This is a genomic window from Acidovorax sp. GW101-11A03, from assembly GCF_059424825.1.
Window position 1 is genome coordinate 1 of the sequence record NZ_JBWKZU010000015.1, and the last position, 18,306, is coordinate 18,306.

Here is an 18,306-nt window from a genome sequence, read left to right on the forward strand (position 1 = left end):
GCTGGACCCGAAGGACTACCAGCTGGCGACCGACGCTGCGCGCGCGCAGCTGGCATCGGCCACCACGCAGCGTGACCTGGCGGCGGCAGACCTCAAGCGCTACCAGACCCTGAAAGACCAGAATTTCATCAGCGGTGCCGAGCTGGAGCGCCGCGAAGCCACGCTCAAGGCCGCGCAGGCCACGCTGGACCAGGCGCGCGCCCAGCTGTCGTCGCAGGGCAACCAGGCGGCCTACACCACGCTGGTGGCTGATGTGTCGGGTGTGGTGACCGGCATCGATGCCGAGCCGGGCCAGGTGGTGGCTGCGGGCACGCCCGTGGTGCGCATTGCCCAGGACGGGCCGCGCGATGTGGTGTTTGCAGTGCCCGAGGACAAGGTGGCGCAGATTGCCGTGGGCTCGGAAGTGGCTGTGCGTGGCTGGTCCGGTGGCGCCACGCTGGCGGGCGCGGTGCGCGAGGTGGCGGCCAGCGCCGATGCGGCCACGCGCACCTACCAGGTCAAGGTGGCTATCGACAGCGCAGAAGCCCCCGCGCTGGGCGCCACCGTGTACGTCACGCCCAAGGCACTGAGCCATGCGGGCATCCCGGCCATCAAGCTGCCCACCAGCGCGCTGCGCCAGGAGGGCCAGGCCACGGCCGTTTGGGTGTATGACCCGGCCAGCAGCAGTGTGAAGTCGCAGCCGGTGCAGATCGCCACGGCCGACGGCAACGAAGCCGTGGTGGCGGCGGGCCTCACGCCCGGCATGCAGGTGGTGGCGACGGGCGTGCATGTGCTCTCGCCCGGGCAGAAGGTGATGGTTTATCAGCCAAAAACGGCTTCTCCGCCCGCTGGTAAAGCGAAAGCAGCTCCTGAATTGGTAGCAAACCCGGCCTCGGCTGCCAACTGAGGGCCACGCATGTCACAACAACAACCCAAAGAGGGGTTCAACCTCTCCAAATGGGCGCTCGACCATCCCGCGCTCACCCGCTACCTCATGGTGGTGTTGATGCTGCTGGGCTTTGCCGCCTATTTCCAGCTGGGGCAGGACGAAGACCCGCCGTTCACCTTCCGTGCCATGGTGGTGCGCACCTACTGGCCTGGCGCCACGGCGCAGCAGGTGGCCGAGCAGGTCACCGACAAGATCGAGCGCACGCTGCAGGAGGTGCCTTACGCCGACAAGATCCGCAGCTACTCCAAGCCCGGCGAGTCGCAGATCATTTTCCAGATCAAGGACTCGTCCAAACCCGGCGATGTGGCCAACGTCTGGTACACCGTGCGCAAGAAGGTGGGCGACATGCGCTACACCCTGCCGCAGGGCATCCAGGGGCCGTTCTTCAATGACGACTTTGGTGATGTGTACGGCGTGATCTATGCGCTGGAGTCGGAGGGCTTCAGCTACGCCGAGCTCAAGCAGTTTGCCGATGATGTGCGCCAGCAGCTGCTGCGCGTGCCCGATGTCGCCAAGGTCGAGCTGTTTGGCGTGCAGGATGAAAAGGTTTTCATCGAAATCTCGCAAAAGCGCCTGTCGCAGCTGGGCCTGGACATGAACCAGGTGCTGACCCAGCTGGGCCAGCAAAACGCGGTGGAAAGCGCTGGTGCCATCCAGACCCCGCAGGACCAGGTGCAGGTGCGGGTGCAAGGCCAGTTCAATGCCGTGGAAGACCTGGCGGCCATGCCGATCCGGGGTCCCTCGGGTGCGCAGCTGCGCCTGGGCGATATTGCCGAGGTCAAGCGCGGCTATGTGGACCCGGCCACCGTGAAGGTGCGCCACCAGGGCCGCGAGGTGATTGCACTGGGCGTCTCCATGGCCAAGGGCGGCGACATCATTGCGCTGGGCAAGGCGCTGCACACCGCCACCGACCGCATCGGCGGCACGCTGCCAGCGGGCGTCAAGCTCGTGAACGTGCAGGACCAGCCCAAGGCCGTGTCCACCTCGGTGAACGAGTTCGTCCGGGTGCTGATCGAGGCCGTGGTCATCGTGCTGGCGGTGAGCTTCATCAGCCTGGGCTTTCACAAGCGGCCGGGCAAGAACCCGCTGTGGAAACGCTGGTACATCGACCCGCGCCCCGGCCTGGTGGTGGGCATCACCATCCCCATGGTGCTGGCGGTGACCTTTCTGGCCATGTGGTACTGGGGCATCGGCCTGCACAAGATTTCGCTGGGCTCGCTCATCATTGCGCTCGGCCTGCTGGTGGACGACGCCATCATTGCCGTCGAGATGATGGTGCTCAAGCTCGAAGAGGGCTACGACAAGGTGCGCGCCGCCACCTTTGCCTACGAACTCACAGCCATGCCCATGCTCACGGGCACGCTGATCACGGCGGCCGGGTTCTTGCCCATCGGGCTGGCGAAGTCCACTACGGGCGAGTACACGTTTGCGATTTTTGCCGTGACGGTGATCGCGCTGGTGCTCAGCTGGATCGTGTCGGTGTACTTTGTGCCGTACCTGGGCACGCTGCTGCTCAAGGTGCCGCCGCATGTGCTGGCCGCGCAGGCGAACAAGGGTGTGACGGACGACCCGCACGAGGTGTTCGACAGCCCGTTCTACCGCACCTTCCGCCGTCTGGTGGACTGGTGCGTGCAGCACCGCTGGCTCACCATCGGCGCCACCATCCTCACCTTTGCGCTGGGCATTGTGGGCATGGGCAAGGTGCAGCAGCAGTTCTTCCCGGATTCGAGCCGGCCTGAAATCCTGGTGGACATCTGGTTCCCCGAGGGTACGTCGTTTGCGGGCAACGAAGAAGTTACCAAGCGCGTGGAGCAGCGCCTGCTGGCTGAGCCCGGCGTGACGGCCGTGAGCACCTGGGTGGGCTCGGGCGTGCCGCGCTTCTACCTACCGCTGGACCAGGTGTTCCCGCAAAGCAACGTCTCGCAGTTCATCGTGCTGCCGCAGGATCTGAAGCTGCGCGAATCGTTGCGCGTGAAGCTACCCTCCTTGCTGGCTGAGGAATTCCCCGAGGTGCGCGGCCGTGTCAAGCTGCTGCCCAACGGGCCGCCGGTGCCGTACCCGGTGCAGTTCCGTGTGGTGGGGCCGGACCCGCTGGTGCTGCGCGAGCGCGCCGACGAGGTGAAGGCGCAACTGCGCCAGAACCCCGACATGCGCGGCGTGAACGACAACTGGAACGAATCGGTGAAGGTGCTGCGCCTGGAAGTGGACCAGGCCAAGGCGCGCGCTCTGGGCGTCACCAGCCAGTCGATTGCCCAGGCGTCCAAGACCATCCTCTCGGGCACGCAGGTGGGGCAGTTCCGCGAGGGCGACAAGCTCATCGACATCCTGCTGCGCCAGCCGCTGGACGAGCGCAACGCCATCACCGACATTGCCAACGCGTACCTGCCCACGGCCTCGGGCAAGTCGATCCCGCTCACGCAGATCGCCAAGCCCGTGTTCACCTTGGAGCCGGGCGTGATGTGGCGCGAAAACCGCGACTACGCCATCACGGTGCAGGGCGACGTGACCGAGGGCCTGCAGGGTGCCACGGTGACAGCGGCTCTGCAGCCAGCGCTGCAGAAGATCGAGGCGCAATGGCGCGCCTCGGGGCAGGGCGCTTACCGCATCGAAGTGGCGGGGGCGGTGGAGGAAAGCTCCAAGGGCTCGGCCTCGATTGCGGCCGGCTTGCCGGTGATGCTGTTCATTACCTTCACCCTGCTCATGCTGCAGTTGCACAGCTTCAGCCGCGCGATGCTCGTCTTCCTGACCGGGCCGCTGGGCCTGGCGGGGGTGGCGGCGGCGCTGCTGGTGCTGAACCGGCCCTTCGGGTTTGTGGCGTTGCTGGGCGTGATTGCGCTCATGGGCATGATCCAGCGCAACTCCGTGATCCTGATCGACCAGATCGAACAGGACCGCGCCCGGGGCGTGCCTGCGTGGGACGCGATCGTCGAGTCAGCCGTGCGCCGCCTGCGCCCCATCGTGCTCACGGCCGCTGCGGCGGTGCTGGCCATGATCCCGCTGTCGCGCAGCGTGTTCTGGGGGCCGATGGCGGTGGCCATCATGGGCGGGCTCATTGTGGCCACCGTGCTCACGCTGCTGGCGCTGCCTGCCATGTACGCCGCCTGGTTTCGGGTCAAACGGCCCACGCCAGAGGTTCTTGGAGGGGTTTGATTCCCACCCAGCCCGCATCAGGGTAAAATAGAAGGTTGACCGATTTCACGCAGGCGGCAGCTGAGGTTGCCGCCTGTTTGTTTGTTGTAGAACCGCGCGGGTGGCGAAATTGGTAGACGCACCAGGTTTAGGTCCTGACGCCAGCAATGGTGTGGGGGTTCGAGTCCCCCCCCGCGCACCACCCATGTGAGACTTTGCGGAACACGGCGCTGCTGCGCTGCAGCCAGCACGATCCACATTCATAAGAGGAATAGCCATGGCCGTTACTGTTGAAACCCTTGAGAAGCTCGAGCGCAAGATTACGCTGAGCGTGCCCGTCACCCTGATCCAGTCCGAAGTCGATACGCGCCTCAAGCGCCTGGCTCGCACTGTCAAGATGGACGGTTTCCGTCCTGGCAAGGTCCCCATGAACGTGGTGGCCCAGCGTTATGGCTACTCGGTGCAGTACGAAGTGCTCAACGACAAGGTCGGTGAAGCCTTCGCCGTGGCTGCCAACGAAGCCAACCTGCGTGTGGCCGGCCAGCCCCGCATCACCGAAAAGGAAGGCGCTCCCGAAGGCCAGGTGACTTTCGACGCCGTCTTTGAAGTGTTCCCCGAAGTCAAGATCGCCGACCTGTCGGACGCCGAAGTCGAAAAGCTGTCGTCCGAAGTGACCGACTCTGCCATCGACAAGACCATCGACATCCTGCGCAAGCAGCGCCGCAGCTTCGCCCAGCGCGCCCTGGACGCTGCCGCCCAAGACGGCGACCGCGTGACCGTGGATTTCGCCGGCAAGATCGACGGCGAACCCTTTGATGGCGGCAAGGCCGAAGACTTCCAGTTCCTGGTCGGCGAAGGCCAGATGCTCAAGGAATTCGAAGACGCAGTGCGCGGCATGAAGTCGGGCGAAAGCAAGACCTTCCCCCTGGCTTTCCCTGCCGAATACCATGGCAAGGACGTGGCCGGCAAGACCGCCGACTTCCTCGTGACCGTGAAGAAGATCGAAGCGGCCCACCTGCCCGAAGTGAACGACGCACTGGCCAAGTCGCTGGGCATCGCCGACGGTTCCGTGGACGGCCTGCGCGCCGACATCAAGAAGAACCTGGAGCGCGAAGTCAAGTTCCGCCTGCTGGCCCGCAACAAGCAAGCCGTGATGGACGCCCTGGTGGCCAAGGCTGAGCTGGATCTGCCCAACGCCAGCATCCAGGCTGAAATCGCCCGCCTGCTGGAAGGCGCTCGCGCCGAGCTGAAGCAACGCGGCATCAAGGACGCCGACAAGGCCGAGATCCCTGAAGACGTGTTCCGCCCCCAGGCCGAGCGCCGCGTGCGCCTGGGCCTGGTGCTGGCCGAGCTGGTGCGTGCCAACGAACTGCAGGCCAAGCCCGAGCAGCTCAAGGCCCATATCGACGAGCTGGCTGCCAGCTACGAGAAGCCTGAAGACGTGGTGCGCTGGTACTTCGGCGACCGCCAGCGCCTGGCCGAAGTCGAAGCCGTTGTGATCGAAAACAACGTGACCGAATTCGTGCTGGGCAAGGCCAAGGTGGTCGAGAAGACCGTGTCGTTCGACGAACTGATGGCCCAACAGGGCTGATGGGTCTGGCCGGGCGGTTGGTTGCCTAACTGCCCGGTTGTTGCCGTCACACAGGGGCTTGTGCTTTCGTGCACAGGCCCCAATTCATTTCTGAGTACAGTACCTGCTTGACTGGAGAAAACATGAGCGCATTGGAAACACAAGGCCTGGGCATGGTCCCCATGGTCATCGAGCAGTCGGGCCGTGGTGAGCGGTCCTATGACATCTACTCGCGCCTGCTCAAGGAGCGCGTGATTTTTCTGGTGGGTCCGGTCAACGACCAGACCGCCAACCTGGTGGTGGCGCAGCTGCTGTTCCTGGAGAGTGAGAACCCTGACAAGGACATTTCGTTCTACATCAATTCACCCGGCGGCTCGGTGAGCGCTGGCATGGCGATTTTTGACACCATGAACTTCATCAAGCCCGATGTCTCGACCCTGTGCACGGGCATGGCGGCCAGCATGGGTGCCTTCCTGCTGGCGGCCGGCGCCAAGGGCAAGCGTTTTGCACTGCCCAACTCCAAGGTCATGATCCACCAGCCGCTGGGTGGCATGCAGGGCCAGGCCACCGAGATCGAGATCCACGCGCGCGAGATCCTCAAGACCCGCGAGCAGCTCAACAACATCCTGGCCGAGCGCACGGGCCAGTCGCTGGAAAAAATCCAGCGCGACACCGAGCGCGACTACTTCCTGTCGGCCGACGAGGCCAAGGAATACGGCCTGGTGGACCAGGTGATCAGCAAGCGCTCCTGATCGCCACACGCTCGCACAGCGGCGTTTTCCCCCGGGGAAGACGCCGTTTTTTATTTGGTTATCATCCCGACAACTTTCCGTACGTAACAAGGCATTGCCCCCATGGCCGAGAAAAAAGGCTCTTCCAGCGAAAAAACCCTTTACTGCTCTTTCTGCGGCAAAAGCCAGCATGAAGTGAAGAAGCTGATCGCCGGTCCGTCGGTCTTTATCTGCGACGAGTGCATTGACCTGTGCAACGAGATCATTCGCGATGAACTTCCGGCTGGTGACCTGGCCCGTGAAGGCCGCAGCGACCTGCCCACACCGGTAGAGATCAAAAACAACCTCGACAACTACGTGATTGGCCAGGAAGTGGCCAAACGCACGCTGGCGGTGGCGGTGTACAACCACTACAAACGCCTGCGCCACAAGGACAAGGCCCACAAGGACGATGTGGAGCTGTCCAAGAGCAACATCCTCTTGATCGGCCCCACGGGCTCGGGCAAAACGCTGCTGGCTCAAACGCTCGCGCGCATGCTGGACGTGCCCTTTGTGATGGCCGATGCCACCACGCTGACCGAGGCGGGCTATGTGGGCGAGGACGTGGAGAACATCGTCCAGAAGCTGCTGCAAAGCTGCAACTACGAGGTCGAGCGTGCCCAGCGAGGCATTGTCTACATCGACGAAATCGACAAGATTTCGCGCAAGTCGGACAACCCCAGCATCACGCGTGACGTGTCGGGCGAGGGCGTGCAGCAGGCGCTGCTCAAGCTCATCGAGGGCACCATGGCCAGCGTGCCGCCGCAGGGCGGGCGCAAGCATCCCAACCAGGATTTTCTGCAGATCGACACGACCAACATCCTGTTCATCTGCGGCGGTGCGTTCGCGGGCCTGGAGAAAGTGATCGAGAACCGCACCGAAGCGTCGGGCATCGGTTTTGGTGCATCGGTCAAGAGCAAAAAGCAGCGTTCGCTGACCGAGGTGTTCACCGAGATCGAGCCCGAGGACCTGATCAAGTTCGGCCTGATCCCCGAACTGGTGGGCCGCATGCCCGTGGTCACCGCGCTGGCCGAGTTGAGTGAAGACGCGCTCGTGCAGATCCTGACCGAGCCCAAAAACGCGCTGGTCAAGCAGTACAGCAAGCTGTTGTCGATGGAGGGCGTAGACCTGGAGATCCGCCCTGCAGCACTCAAGGCCATTGCCCGCAAGGCTCTGGCTCGCAAGACTGGCGCGCGGGGATTGCGTTCGATCCTGGAGCAATCGCTGATCGGCACAATGTTCGACCTGCCCAACACCAGCAATGTTGAAAAGGTGGTGGTGGATGAATCCACCATCGAAGAAAACAAGCCGCCGCTGCTCGTCTACCGCGAAGCGGCCAAGAAGGCCTGAAATGACCGGAGCGGGCGCCCTGTTGCTGCCCCTTGCACCATCAACCCTTGCGCCAGTACGGCTGCGCGCAAGGGTTGAAAATCCCCACATGTGGAGCCACTTCCACAGAGCACTTTGAGGATTTCCATGTCCGGACATACCCCCCTGCCAGCCACCCCCATTGACCTGCCACTGTTGCCATTGCGCGATGTGGTGGTGTTCCCCCACATGGTGATCCCGCTCTTCGTGGGCCGTCCCAAGAGCATCAAGGCGCTTGAGATGGCCATGGAGGCCGATCGCCGCATCATGCTGGTTGCCCAGAAGGCTGCCGCCAAGGATGAACCCTCGGTGTCGGACATGTTCGACGTCGGTTGCGTATCCACCATCTTGCAGATGCTCAAGCTGCCTGACGGTACAGTGAAGGTGTTGGTGGAGGGGCAGCAGCGCGCGCTGGTGACCTCCATTGACGACACCGAAACGCATTTCATGGCCACCGTCACGCCGGTCGAGGCCACGCCCGAGGCGAACAAGCCCAGTGAGATCGAGGCCCTGCGCCGAGCGGTGATGCAGCAGTTTGACCAGTACGTCAAACTCAACAAGAAGATTCCGCCCGAGATCCTCACATCCATCTCCAGCATCGACGATCCCGGCCGCCTGGCCGACACCATTGCCGCGCACCTGCCGCTCAAGCTGGAGAACAAACAGGTGGTGCTGGACCTGTCGGACGTGAAGGCGCGCCTCGAAAACCTGTTCGAGCAGCTCGACCGCGAGGTGGACATCCTCAATGTGGACAAGAAGATCCGGGGCCGCGTGAAGCGTCAGATGGAGAAGAACCAGCGCGACTTCTACCTGAACGAGCAGGTCAAGGCCATCCAGAAGGAGCTGGGCGAGGGCGACGAAGGTGCTGACATCGAGGAGATCGAGAAGAAGATCAAGCTCGCCAAGATGCCCGCCGAAGCGCGCAAGAAGGCTGAGGCCGAACTCAAGAAGCTCAAGCTGATGTCGCCCATGTCCGCCGAAGCGACCGTGGTGCGCAATTACATCGACGTGCTCACAGGCCTGCCCTGGAGCAAGAAGACCAAGATCAAACATGACCTGGTGAATGCCGAGGGCGTGCTCAACGAAGACCATTACGGCCTGGACAAGGTCAAGGACCGCATCCTCGAATATCTCGCGGTGCAGCAGCGTGTGGACAAGGTGAAGGCCCCCATCCTGTGCCTGGTGGGGCCGCCGGGTGTGGGCAAGACCTCGCTGGGCCAGTCGATTGCCAAGGCCACGGGTCGCAAGTACGTTCGCATGGCCCTGGGTGGCATGCGCGACGAAGCCGAGATCCGTGGACACCGCCGCACCTACATCGGCGCGCTGCCGGGCAAGGTGCTGCAGAGCCTCTCCAAGGTGGGCACGCGCAATCCGCTGTTCCTGCTCGACGAGATCGACAAGCTGGGCACGGACTTCCGGGGCGATCCATCGAGCGCGCTGCTCGAGGTGCTGGACCCCGAGCAGAACCACACCTTCGGCGATCACTATGTCGAAGTTGACTTCGACCTCTCCGACGTGATGTTCGTGGCCACGTCCAACTCGATGAACATCCCGCCCGCTTTGCTGGACCGGATGGAGGTGATTCGCCTGTCGGGTTACACCGAGGACGAAAAAACCAGCATCGCCATGAAGTACCTGCTGCCCAAGCAGCTCAAGAACAATGGCGTGAAGGACGAGGAACTGCTGATCACCGAAGCCGCCGTGCGCGACATGGTGCGGTACTACACAAGGGAGGCGGGCGTGCGCTCGCTGGAGCGCGAGCTCTCGAAGATCTGCCGCAAGGTGGTGAAGGGCCTGCAGCTCAAGAAGCTCACGCCCCAGGTGGTAGTGACAGCGGACAACCTGCCCGACTTCCTGGGTGTGCGCAAGTACACCTATGGCCGCGCCGAGTTGCAAAACCAGGTGGGGCAGGTCGTGGGCTTGGCCTGGACCGAAGTGGGCGGTGACCTGCTGACCATTGAAGCGGCCATCATGCCCGGCAAGGGCGTGATCACGCGCACCGGTTCGCTGGGCGACGTGATGAAGGAGTCCGTGGAGGCAGCACGCACTGTGGTGCGCAGCCGCGCGCGCATCCTGGGCATCAAGGACGAAGCGTTCGAGAAGCGCGACATCCACATCCACGTGCCAGACGGCGCCACACCCAAGGACGGCCCGAGCGCGGGCGCTGCGATGACCACCGCGTTTGTTTCGGCGCTGACGGGCATCCCTGTGCGCGGTGATGTGGCCATGACCGGCGAAATCACGTTGCGGGGTGAAGTCACTGCGATTGGTGGGCTTAAGGAAAAGCTGTTGGCAGCTTTGCGCGGCGGCATCAAGACAGTGTTGATCCCTGAAGAAAACGTGAAGGATCTGCAGGAGATACCCGACAACGTGAAGAGCGGGCTGGAAATCGTGCCCGTGCGCTGGATCGACAAGGTGCTGGAAGTGGCGCTGGAGAGCAAACCTGTGCCCTTGACGGACGAAGAGGTGGCGGTGGTGGCGCCGGCTCCGGCCGAAAAAGCAGCCGCCTCGTCAGCGGTGGCCGATGGTTTGAAACATTGACGCAAAATTTTTTGAAGAGCCCCAAAAATGCGGTACAATTCATTCCATCGCAGCAAACGTTGTACAATGTAAGGCTTCGGTAAATGCGGGAATAGCTCAGTTGGTAGAGCGCAACCTTGCCAAGGTTGAGGTCGAGAGTTCGAGACTCTTTTCCCGCTCCAATTTCCAGAAAAAGGGAAGCAAATGCTTCCCTTTTTTGTCGGAGGAATGTGAATTCCTGGCGCGGTAGCAAAGCGGTTATGCCCCGGATTGCAAATCCGGTTAGTCCGGTTCGACTCCGGACCGCGCCTCCAGATACGGTCTGCACCGTCGATGGCTCAGGATTTTTTTGAGATCCTGGTTGTGATGAAGACGGGCAAAGCTGGGTGGTGATTGGAAAATTTTTGGCCAGCAATCGAATGAGGCCAAAAATAGCGATATAATTTGAGGCTTGCTGATAAGCGCTAACGGAAACGTTAAGGCGGCAAGCAAATGCGGGAATAGCTCAGTTGGTAGAGCGCAACCTTGCCAAGGTTGAGGTCGAGAGTTCGAGACTCTTTTCCCGCTCCAATTTTGAAAAGGGAAGCCTAGGCTTCCCTTTTTTCTTGGTCCGCCGGGTTGCGTCGTTTTCCAGCGCAAGCCTGTGGACCGAGATGCGACAGGGCATTGCGCGCATGTGCTGCCCGGGTTACGCTGCAATGCAGGTGTGCGCTCAGCGGCCGACGCCCCGATGGTGAAATTGGTAGACACTGCGGACTTAAAATCCGCCGCTTTCCTGAAAAGGGGCGTGCCGGTTCGACCCCGGCTCGGGGCACCACTCGACTGTTTTCGTTTGTGCAGCAATTGCACAAAGCTAGACAAATCAAGGCTCTAGCGCTTCTCTCTTTGGTGGTACAGTGCGCCCGCTGCACACATTTGCACATGCGGCGCCCCCAAAATCCCCCCACCAATCCCCCCAAATGGCAACGCCCATCAAAACGGCCAAAGGCACCTGGCGCATTCAGATCGAGGTGAAGGGCCAGCGCGACAGCAACACCCTGCCCACCAAGCGCGAGGCGGCTGAATGGGCTGCCAGGCGCTCCGCTGAGCTGCTAGCCACGGCCACCGGCCGCGCCGGTGAAGTGAAGACGCTGGGCCAGGCGCTGGTGCGCTACGGCGAAGAGGTGTCGAGCGAAAAGAAGGGCTGGCAGAAGGAGTTGATACGCCTGCAGGCCTTCCCGCGCCAGCCGCTGTTCCCTGCCAAGCGCCTGCTCGCCGAGCTGACGCCCGCCGACATCGTGGCCTGGCGTGATGCCAGGCTAAAGGTGAATGCGCGCAGCTCGGTACTGCGGGACATGGTGCTGCTGTCCCATGTGCTGGAGGTGGCCCGGCGCGATTGGCAGTGGTTGAACTCGAACCCGATGCGCGACGTGCGCAAGCCGTCAGAGCCTGATCACCGAGAGCGGGTCATTTCCGGCCCCGAGGTGCGGCGCATGCTGCGTGCGCTAGGGTGGAGTAGGGGGCCGGTGCGTTCGGTGGGCCACGCGGTGGCCAACGCCTTTCTGCTGGCCCTGCAGACGGGGTGCCGAGCCGGGGAGATCTGCGGCATCCGTTGGGATGATGTGGGGGCGGGTTACTTCAAGGTGGACGGCAAGACCGGCAAGCGCGATGTGCCTGCCGTGCCGTGCACGATGCGCACCATCGAGCTGATGCGCGGCTTTGACAAAGACCTGGTGTTTGGTCTCAAGACGCAGAGCCTGGACGCGATGTTTCGCAAGTACCGGCAGCGGGCGGGGCTGGAGGGGTTTACCTTCCACGACAGCCGTCACACCGCTGCCACGCGATTGGCCCAGCGCCTGCATGTGCTGGACCTGTGCAAGATGTTTGGGTGGACCAGCACCACCCGCGCGCTGGTGTACTACAACCCTAAGGCTAGCGATATAGCAAAACGAATTGTTGGCTAAGAGGCATTGCTACCGATAAGACGCCGATGATTGACGTACTTTTGTAACTCGATGTCCGTGCTTATTGAGAAAGCTTCTTACAACATTGAGCGGAGACTTATTCTTCGGCCCCAATATAACTTCTGCAATGGCCGGGGTTTGTATTTCGAGTAACTTTACTGTTTGGTATGGAATCAGGTTGCAAGGTGTCGTGCGGAAGTCGCCTGTTGAATGGCTTTCGCTGTTGACGGTTGAGATTAATCTCCACTCTTTTTCTTCCGAAAAGGCAGGGGATTTCAAAATAAATAGACTATTGATAAGTGTAAGGGCTTTTGAAAAAAGTGCCTGTACAACATTATCCGTTATAGGTTCTTGTATAGCTTTATTAATAATGCCAGTCACTCTGGTTGATTGTGCAAGTCGGTCAATGTATGACTGCATCTTAAGGAAGGTGTCGCGCACTTCTTTCTTGTGGTCTTCAGGGCTGTAAAGCACGCGTTTGAGAACTGCCGGCGTTTCAAAGAGTTTGCTAATTGATTCCACATTTGCGAGTTCGTTAAGGTATTCGCTGTTAAAGCCAATGCAAAATCCTTGGCCATCGTTTGCGTACCCTCTCCATTGGCTAAGCAAGTCTGCAGCCTCGGATAGACACAGTGCCAGTCCGTCGTACTGTTCATTAATCGTGTTCAAGAAAATTGGAATGATGGATTGATATTTTTCCTCAACTGAATATTCTTTTGAGAGCTCGCTAAAAGCTCTGTGAACCATCTTCCCTTCTAGAGCGTCATTTGACAGGCTCATAGAGGAAAGTCGTATTGAGCCGTGGTGAATGATCGAATGAAATGTGTCCGTAGAGCAGTAGTGATACAGGATTTTTGGGGTGTGTTCTTGACGGTTATCTGTAGTCATTGCGATTGTTCCCATTCAATAATTTCGCTGAGCAGCCATTTTCCGTCCCGCCCTGGTCTTGGGAAAGCCTTATCTGACATCAATCTTTTTGCCAAGGTGTTGCGGTGCACGCCCATGCGCTCTGCCAACTGGCCACGGTCCAGGCGTGTGCCCAGCATACTGGCCATCAACTGCATGGCGCTGGCCATCTTGTCGATGCGTTCCAAAAGCTGTGCTTCGCTCATGGCTTGTTTCCTTGGTTGGCCCGCTTCGCGGCCATGTGGTCCTGCAGCCAGGCCTCGGCCGAGGCGGGGTCGCCCAGCTGGCCAGTGACGCGGCGGCGCATGTTCATCGCGCCCGCCTGGCGCCATGTGATGGCGATAGCGCCATGGGTGAGCGCTTGGGCGCGCTTGGACATGGCGATGTCATAGTGACTGTCATGGCGCGGGGGCGCCTGGTGCCAGCGGCGGGCCACGCCGATCTTGTCGGCCATGGCGTGCAGCTCTTCGTCGGTGTCGGCCAGCAGGTGGGACATCTTCATGCGCCCGAGCTGGCCCGCTGGGTATAGGTGCATGTCGTCAACGTACACGGGCATCGGGCGCCTCCTCGCTGGCTGGGGTGTACAGCACGTCCACCACCATGCCGGGTTGCAGATCTTTCGGCACCATGCCGCCGTCCACCACCTTCACCAAAATTTCGCCCATCACCCGCCCGACACCCAGCACCTTCGCCTGCAGCTCGCTGTGGTTCGATTCCAGCAGGCCCAGCAGCGGTGCGCCTTCTTCCGTTGCGCGCGTGATGAATACGGGGTGCCCGTTGTGCTCTATGACGCTGGCGCCTACGGGCGCGTTTTTGATGGCGTCCACCAGGTCCTGCGACAGCGGCCGCAGCTTGGTGGACTCGCCGCGCTGGTGCAGCATCATGGCGAAGTTGCCCACGTCCACCGGGTCGCCCTTGTTAACGTGCCTGCGCAGATCCAATGCAAGGCTATCCTGGTGGCATTGCTCTTTGTCTTCCCAGCCGCCGCGCCCCTTTGCCCTTGCGTTGGCCAGCTTGGCTTTCATGGCGGCTGCGAAGCGGTCCACGGCCGCGTCGTCGGGGTGGGCTGGCGCCGGAACCCACCCCAACGCATCCCGCGCTTCATACGTGGCCACCTTCTTGCGCAGGGCCTGCAGCTCGGCCTCGATGCCAGCGGAGTACAGAGGGAGTGCCTTGGCCAACTGCTTCGCTTCATGCCGTGCATCGTGCAGGGCGTGGTGTTCGATCCCCACAAAATCACCAACTTGCTTGGCGGTGGGAAAGGCATCAACTAGCGTCCGCATGTCTCGGTCGTTCCACCATGCCCAAGGTTGTGGGTAGCCCAGCTCGTGGCACTGGGCGTAGAGCGATGAAAGAATGGTGCAGTCGAAGCTGGAGCCATTGCCCCACATCTTTACCGTCGTGGGGTCAGCAAGTTCAAGCACCCAAGCGCTGAATTTGCACATCGCCACGGTGGCGCTCACGTGGTCGGTCGCTTGCAGACTGGCGGCTTTGGCCTCGGGCGTTTGCTCGTCCCACCATGCCAGGGTGGCAGCATCAATGTCCCGCCCTGGCTGGTTGTAGCCATCAATGGCGATATGGAACTCTCCGACGATCAGACCCGTTTCAGACACAGCAACGGCACCAATTGCTATGACTGCAGCGTTTGGCTTTGTGCTCAGCGTTTCAAGGTCCAGCACGATGTGCGCGGCGGCTGGGTTATGTTGGGTGGCTTCTGTCATGGGTCAAACTCCTGCAAGCGCCAGCTGCTCGCTGGCCGGGGTGGTGTTGATGACGACGGCACCGGCGACGCGGCGCACGTCTGCGGCGGCGTGGTCTTCGGCGCGCTGGTATTCGCCGCGCGTTAGGTGGCGCAGCTGGTGGTGGTAGATCTGCAGGCCGTCGCGTACCAGGTCCAGCTCTTCGTAGTACAGAGCGGTGGGGCGCCATTCACCCGTGGCCATGGCGCGGCGCATGATGCCGTCGAGGGCGCGCTGTGCGGGCTCGATGTGGCCGCGCGTGCCTCGCACCGGGCTGGTGAGGGCCACCGAGTCGGCAATGTTCATTGCGCTCACCAGGTGGGCCCACTGCTGTTCATTGGCAACGCCCTCGCGCAGGGCTTTGAACGCCTGGCGTAGCGGGGCCATGATGGTTTCGACCTGGCTGTGGTCCAGCAGCGCGGCCTGCCAGGCTGCGAGGCGCACGGGGTTCTGCACACGTGTGCGCGGTTGGCGGGGTTTGCGGCCGTGGGTCATAGTGGCAGTGCCTCCTGTGCAGGGGCAGGCGTGCGGCGGTTCCATGCCTCGGCCACCAGCGGGCGGCAGTCGTCGCCAGCGCTGATGCGGTACATGGTGGCCAGGCCGCAGCGGGAGCATTCGACCCAGTGCCAGCCGTCTGCATTGGTGTGCATGGCTGCAGCCCCGCCGCAGCATGGGCAGGGCTTGAGGGGTAGCGGCTTGTCGGTCATTGGAGACCCCACCCAGTGCGGATCTGTTGGGCTACTTGCGCGGCGCTCCGCGCCATGGTGTGCAGGGCCTTCACAAATTCGCGGCTTGCTTGGTGGAAGGCGCGGATTTGCTGCAGCCGCAGCTCGATGCGCTCGCAGGTAACGTTGACAGCAGCGCGGCCGCAGATGGCGCCGATTTTGCGCAGCAGGATCTGGTTACCGGTGCGGGCGTTCTTGGCGCGGCGGATGCGGTGGCTGGTTTTGGCGCGGCTCATTCCAGCACCTCCAGCTCTTCGGTGCCGAAGGTCATGAACGTGGCCACGCCGCCCTTGACGCCGGGGAACATGATTTCCCAGCCGTCATCTTTGCAGGCCTTGACCGTGCCCTGACGCCAGCGGTATTCGTTGCGCGCCATGGTCATCCCAGCATGCAGTACGCGGACTTTGCTGCCGATTAACGGGTCTGCTTTGTAGGGCTCCACTTCAGCGCTGGTGATGTTGGCCAGCATTTCGTGGCTCTTGGGGCCAAAGCGCAGCACCAGGTCTTGGCCTCCCTTTTCCACTACGCCCACGCGGCCGCAAGTCTTGCGGCGCTTGCCATCGGGACCACGAGCGTCATCCTTTACGCGGACGATTGCGCCTTGCTCGATGCGCGGTAGTGGTGCAGGTGGCTCACCTGCTGGCTGGGGCGTAGCCTGCGCGGTAGCGACTGGCTGCGCTTCGTCGCCCTGCGCCGTAGGCGCCACGTCCTGGGCCTTGGCAGTGGCACCGGCCTTGAGTTTGGGCTGGGCCTTGTCTACTGGCGCCGCACCGGCGGGTGCCGGTGCTTCGTCGCCCTGCAGCGCGGGAGCGCTGCCTGTAGTGGACTCCCCCTCGAGCGCTTGCATCGCGGCCGCGATGTCGGCCGAGGCCTTGGCCTTCGATGTTTTGGGCACCTCAGCAGCGGCTTTTGCGCCAGCGCGCGCAGCCGATTTTTTCGCGGCACCCTTGCCGCCCTTACCCCCCTCCGCACCTTCCCCCGCTTGCGCAGCCAGATCGGTCGCGGCAGCTGGTTTTTCGCGTTCGGGCATGTATTTGGCCTTGGCTTCGGCCTGCACTTCGTTGATGACGACGGGCAGTTTGTCCTGCAGTGCAACACCGGCCACCAGCATCAGGCCCGCATTCGCAGGCCGGTCCAGATAGCCACGATCCTCCGTGCGCGAGGTGCGCTCCATGAGGATGAGCAGGTGCAACAGATGCGGGGTGGGCGTGGTGTTGGCGTAGTCGATGACGGCGCTGTGCGCACCCACCTTGCCAAGGTCAAGGCGGGCGGCGATGCGCTCGGCTTGCTCGGTGGACAGGCGCGCGGCCTCTTGCTTGACCAGGTAGCGGTGCACGTCCAGCGTGAAGAACTCGAACCCGCTTGAGCCCACCTCGTTCCATGTACGGGTCAGCAGGGCGTCGCGCCAGGCCTGCTCGTACTGCGCATGGGCGCGCGCCTCGGCCGCTGCCTTCTTCTGCTCTGCCAGTTCGCGGGCTTCTTTGCTGACGGTGCTGGCCTTGGCCTGGGGGGCGGTGGCTTGGGCTTCCACGATCTTCAGCAGCCGCAGCACCACCTCGTTGGGCAGGCACGCCAGCATGTCGCCCTTCTTGCGCGGGTTCTCGATCAGCACGGCCTCTATGCCCTCGGCCTGCATCTGCTTGCCGATGATTTTGCGCAGGGGCTGGTCGGTAGGGCTGTCGTCGGCAAAGTCTAGGCGGCGATAGCCTTTGAGCTTTGGCGCTGGGCCGTAGCCGCCCATCACCACCAGCTCGGCCGATTCCTTGCTCTCGATCACGGTCTGACCTTTGGCGCGGGCTTGCTCGGCCAGCTGGTGGGCGTGGGCCTCTTCCTTCTTGTGATAGCAGGGTGCGTCTGTGCACACGTCTGCACTCTTCACATCGGCAAACAGCTCAGGGTTCGCGCCAGTGCGCTTGGGGCAGTTGGTGCACGCGCCAGCGCCTGGCAGGAGGTCGGCATCCGTGCGCGAGAAGGGGGCCTTGTCCAGCGCCAGCATGTAGTGCTGGCGGATGTAGGCCGCTGCCCTACGTGCGCCAATGATTGGCTCACCTTCGTAGTCGGTCTCGGTCAGATCCTTGATGGCCTTGAGCTGCTGGCTTTCGCTGGGGATGCGGGCCACCTGCAGGGCCTTGGAGAAGTCCAGCTTTCCGTCGCGCAGCGCCTGGCGCCCGACCTGGCACAGGTCCAGAATTTTGAGGGCGGCGTACACGTAGCTGCGACTCTGGCCGATCTTCTCGCCAATCGCGTCGGCGGTCATGCCGAAGTCGTCCAGCAGGCTGCGGAAGCTCTCGGCTTCTTCCAGCTTGTCCACGTCTTCGCGCTGGATGTTCTCGATGTGCTGGATCTCGCGGGCCTCGCGGTCAGTCAGCGCCCGGATCATGGCCGGGATGGTCTTGGTGCCTGCGATGTGCGAAGCGCGTAGGCGGCGGGCGCCGGAGACCAGCTCGTACACCGGCAGCGGTGCGCCCTGGCGTCGGAACCCGAAGGTGTCTGCCATGCGGGTGCCGGGCAGGGGGCGTAGCAGCACGGGCTGCACTACGCCGCGCTGCTTGATGGTCTCGGCCAGCTCTGCCAGCTTTTGCTGGTTGAACGTGCGGCGCGGGTTGGTCAGGCTCTCTTCAATGAGCTGCAGATCCACCATGCGCATGTCCGTATCGGGCGCGGTGGTGGAGGCGGTTGCGGTGTCTAGTTGATCGGTTGCCATGGAG

Annotated in this window: 15 protein-coding genes and 5 tRNA genes; 12 read left to right on the plus strand and 8 right to left on the minus strand. The window is 62.4% G+C overall.

Features of this window, described 5'->3' with window-relative positions:
• From AC07Z7_RS08490 to AC07Z7_RS08545, 12 genes are all read left to right on the plus strand, one after another.
• Positions 1-886: efflux RND transporter periplasmic adaptor subunit (locus AC07Z7_RS08490; RefSeq protein WP_494765985.1), on the plus strand; the 886-nt coding region annotated here is incomplete at its 5' end.
• Between the two features lie 9 nt (positions 887-895).
• Entirely contained in the window at positions 896-4,078 is a 3,183-nt protein-coding gene (locus tag AC07Z7_RS08495) for an efflux RND transporter permease subunit (RefSeq protein ID WP_494765986.1), read from the plus strand.
• Positions 4,079-4,172: 94 nt separating this feature from the next.
• Positions 4,173-4,259: transfer RNA gene (locus AC07Z7_RS08500), tRNA-Leu, on the plus strand.
• Between the two features lie 75 nt (positions 4,260-4,334).
• Positions 4,335-5,648, plus strand: a complete 1,314-nt coding sequence (gene tig, locus AC07Z7_RS08505) for a trigger factor (protein ID WP_094287488.1) — start codon at positions 4,335-4,337, stop codon at positions 5,646-5,648.
• Positions 5,649-5,770: 122 nt separating this feature from the next.
• Positions 5,771-6,379 carry an ATP-dependent Clp endopeptidase proteolytic subunit ClpP gene (clpP, locus tag AC07Z7_RS08510; protein WP_063461792.1) on the plus strand — a complete coding sequence of 203 codons (609 nt, stop codon included), beginning with the start codon at positions 5,771-5,773 and terminating at the stop codon, positions 6,377-6,379.
• Between the two features lie 102 nt (positions 6,380-6,481).
• Entirely contained in the window at positions 6,482-7,747 is a 1,266-nt protein-coding gene (gene clpX / locus AC07Z7_RS08515; RefSeq protein ID WP_094287490.1) for an ATP-dependent Clp protease ATP-binding subunit ClpX, read from the plus strand.
• A 126-nt stretch (positions 7,748-7,873) separates the two neighbouring features.
• Positions 7,874-10,306, plus strand: coding sequence for an endopeptidase La (gene lon, locus AC07Z7_RS08520; RefSeq protein ID WP_494765987.1), 2,433 nt, complete (start codon positions 7,874-7,876; stop codon positions 10,304-10,306).
• Positions 10,307-10,391: 85 nt separating this feature from the next.
• Positions 10,392-10,467 (plus strand) — tRNA-Gly (locus tag AC07Z7_RS08525).
• 58 nt (positions 10,468-10,525) lie between these two features.
• Positions 10,526-10,599 (plus strand) — tRNA-Cys (locus tag AC07Z7_RS08530).
• A gap of 180 nt (positions 10,600-10,779) precedes the next feature.
• Positions 10,780-10,855, plus strand: a tRNA-Gly gene (locus tag AC07Z7_RS08535).
• A gap of 154 nt (positions 10,856-11,009) precedes the next feature.
• Positions 11,010-11,102: transfer RNA gene (locus AC07Z7_RS08540), tRNA-Leu, on the plus strand.
• A 142-nt stretch (positions 11,103-11,244) separates the two neighbouring features.
• Positions 11,245-12,228, plus strand: a complete 984-nt coding sequence (locus tag AC07Z7_RS08545) for a tyrosine-type recombinase/integrase (RefSeq protein WP_494765988.1) — start codon at positions 11,245-11,247, stop codon at positions 12,226-12,228.
• Positions 12,229-12,237: 9 nt separating this feature from the next.
• On the opposite strand, the gene AC07Z7_RS08550 is transcribed toward AC07Z7_RS08545, so the two are convergent.
• From AC07Z7_RS08550 to AC07Z7_RS08585, 8 genes are all read right to left on the minus strand, one after another.
• A complete protein-coding gene (locus AC07Z7_RS08550) occupies positions 12,238-13,008 on the minus strand; it encodes a DUF2971 domain-containing protein (RefSeq protein ID WP_494765989.1) in 771 nt (256 codons plus the stop codon).
• A 104-nt stretch (positions 13,009-13,112) separates the two neighbouring features.
• Positions 13,113-13,340, minus strand: a complete 228-nt coding sequence (locus tag AC07Z7_RS08555) for a helix-turn-helix transcriptional regulator (RefSeq protein ID WP_494765990.1) — start codon at positions 13,338-13,340, stop codon at positions 13,113-13,115.
• Entirely contained in the window at positions 13,337-13,690 is a 354-nt protein-coding gene (locus AC07Z7_RS08560; protein ID WP_494765991.1) for a DUF4031 domain-containing protein, read from the minus strand. The genes AC07Z7_RS08555 and AC07Z7_RS08560 overlap by 4 nt, the downstream gene beginning before the upstream one ends.
• The gene (locus AC07Z7_RS08565; RefSeq protein ID WP_494765992.1) at positions 13,674-14,855 is read right to left on the minus strand and encodes a 3'-5' exonuclease; all 1,182 of its coding nucleotides are present in this window, start codon (positions 14,853-14,855) and stop codon (positions 13,674-13,676) included. The genes AC07Z7_RS08560 and AC07Z7_RS08565 overlap by 17 nt, the downstream gene beginning before the upstream one ends.
• 3 nt (positions 14,856-14,858) lie before the next feature.
• The gene (locus tag AC07Z7_RS08570; RefSeq protein WP_494765993.1) at positions 14,859-15,368 is read right to left on the minus strand and encodes a hypothetical protein; all 510 of its coding nucleotides are present in this window, start codon (positions 15,366-15,368) and stop codon (positions 14,859-14,861) included.
• Positions 15,365-15,580: a Lar family restriction alleviation protein gene (locus AC07Z7_RS08575; protein WP_494765994.1), complete on the minus strand. Its 216-nt coding sequence runs from the start codon at positions 15,578-15,580 to the stop codon at positions 15,365-15,367. Before AC07Z7_RS08575 ends, AC07Z7_RS08570 begins: the two co-directional genes overlap by 4 nt.
• Positions 15,577-15,834, minus strand: coding sequence for a hypothetical protein (locus AC07Z7_RS08580; protein ID WP_494765995.1), 258 nt, complete (start codon positions 15,832-15,834; stop codon positions 15,577-15,579). Before AC07Z7_RS08580 ends, AC07Z7_RS08575 begins: the two co-directional genes overlap by 4 nt.
• Entirely contained in the window at positions 15,831-18,302 is a 2,472-nt protein-coding gene (locus AC07Z7_RS08585) for a ParB/RepB/Spo0J family partition protein (RefSeq protein ID WP_494765996.1), read from the minus strand. The genes AC07Z7_RS08580 and AC07Z7_RS08585 overlap by 4 nt, the downstream gene beginning before the upstream one ends.
• Between the last annotated feature and the right edge of the window lie 4 nt (positions 18,303-18,306).

Excerpts from the sequence above, each read along its gene's own strand:
- AC07Z7_RS08495 (WP_494765986.1), top strand. The coding sequence starts at position 896 with ATGTCACAACAACAACCCAAAGAGGGGTTCAACCTCTCCAAATGGGCG.
- tig (WP_094287488.1), top strand. The coding sequence starts at position 4,335 with ATGGCCGTTACTGTTGAAACCCTTGAGAAGCTCGAGCGCAAGATTACG.
- clpP (WP_063461792.1), top strand. The coding sequence starts at position 5,771 with ATGAGCGCATTGGAAACACAAGGCCTGGGCATGGTCCCCATGGTCATC.
- clpX (WP_094287490.1), top strand. The coding sequence starts at position 6,482 with ATGGCCGAGAAAAAAGGCTCTTCCAGCGAAAAAACCCTTTACTGCTCT.
- lon (WP_494765987.1), top strand. The coding sequence starts at position 7,874 with ATGTCCGGACATACCCCCCTGCCAGCCACCCCCATTGACCTGCCACTG.
- AC07Z7_RS08545 (WP_494765988.1), top strand. The coding sequence starts at position 11,245 with ATGGCAACGCCCATCAAAACGGCCAAAGGCACCTGGCGCATTCAGATC.
- AC07Z7_RS08550 (WP_494765989.1), bottom strand. The coding sequence starts at position 13,008 with ATGAGCCTGTCAAATGACGCTCTAGAAGGGAAGATGGTTCACAGAGCT.
- AC07Z7_RS08555 (WP_494765990.1), bottom strand. The coding sequence starts at position 13,340 with ATGAGCGAAGCACAGCTTTTGGAACGCATCGACAAGATGGCCAGCGCC.
- AC07Z7_RS08560 (WP_494765991.1), bottom strand. The coding sequence starts at position 13,690 with ATGCCCGTGTACGTTGACGACATGCACCTATACCCAGCGGGCCAGCTC.
- AC07Z7_RS08565 (WP_494765992.1), bottom strand. The coding sequence starts at position 14,855 with ATGACAGAAGCCACCCAACATAACCCAGCCGCCGCGCACATCGTGCTG.
- AC07Z7_RS08570 (WP_494765993.1), bottom strand. The coding sequence starts at position 15,368 with ATGACCCACGGCCGCAAACCCCGCCAACCGCGCACACGTGTGCAGAAC.
- AC07Z7_RS08575 (WP_494765994.1), bottom strand. The coding sequence starts at position 15,580 with ATGACCGACAAGCCGCTACCCCTCAAGCCCTGCCCATGCTGCGGCGGG.
- AC07Z7_RS08580 (WP_494765995.1), bottom strand. The coding sequence starts at position 15,834 with ATGAGCCGCGCCAAAACCAGCCACCGCATCCGCCGCGCCAAGAACGCC.
- AC07Z7_RS08585 (WP_494765996.1), bottom strand. The coding sequence starts at position 18,302 with ATGGCAACCGATCAACTAGACACCGCAACCGCCTCCACCACCGCGCCC.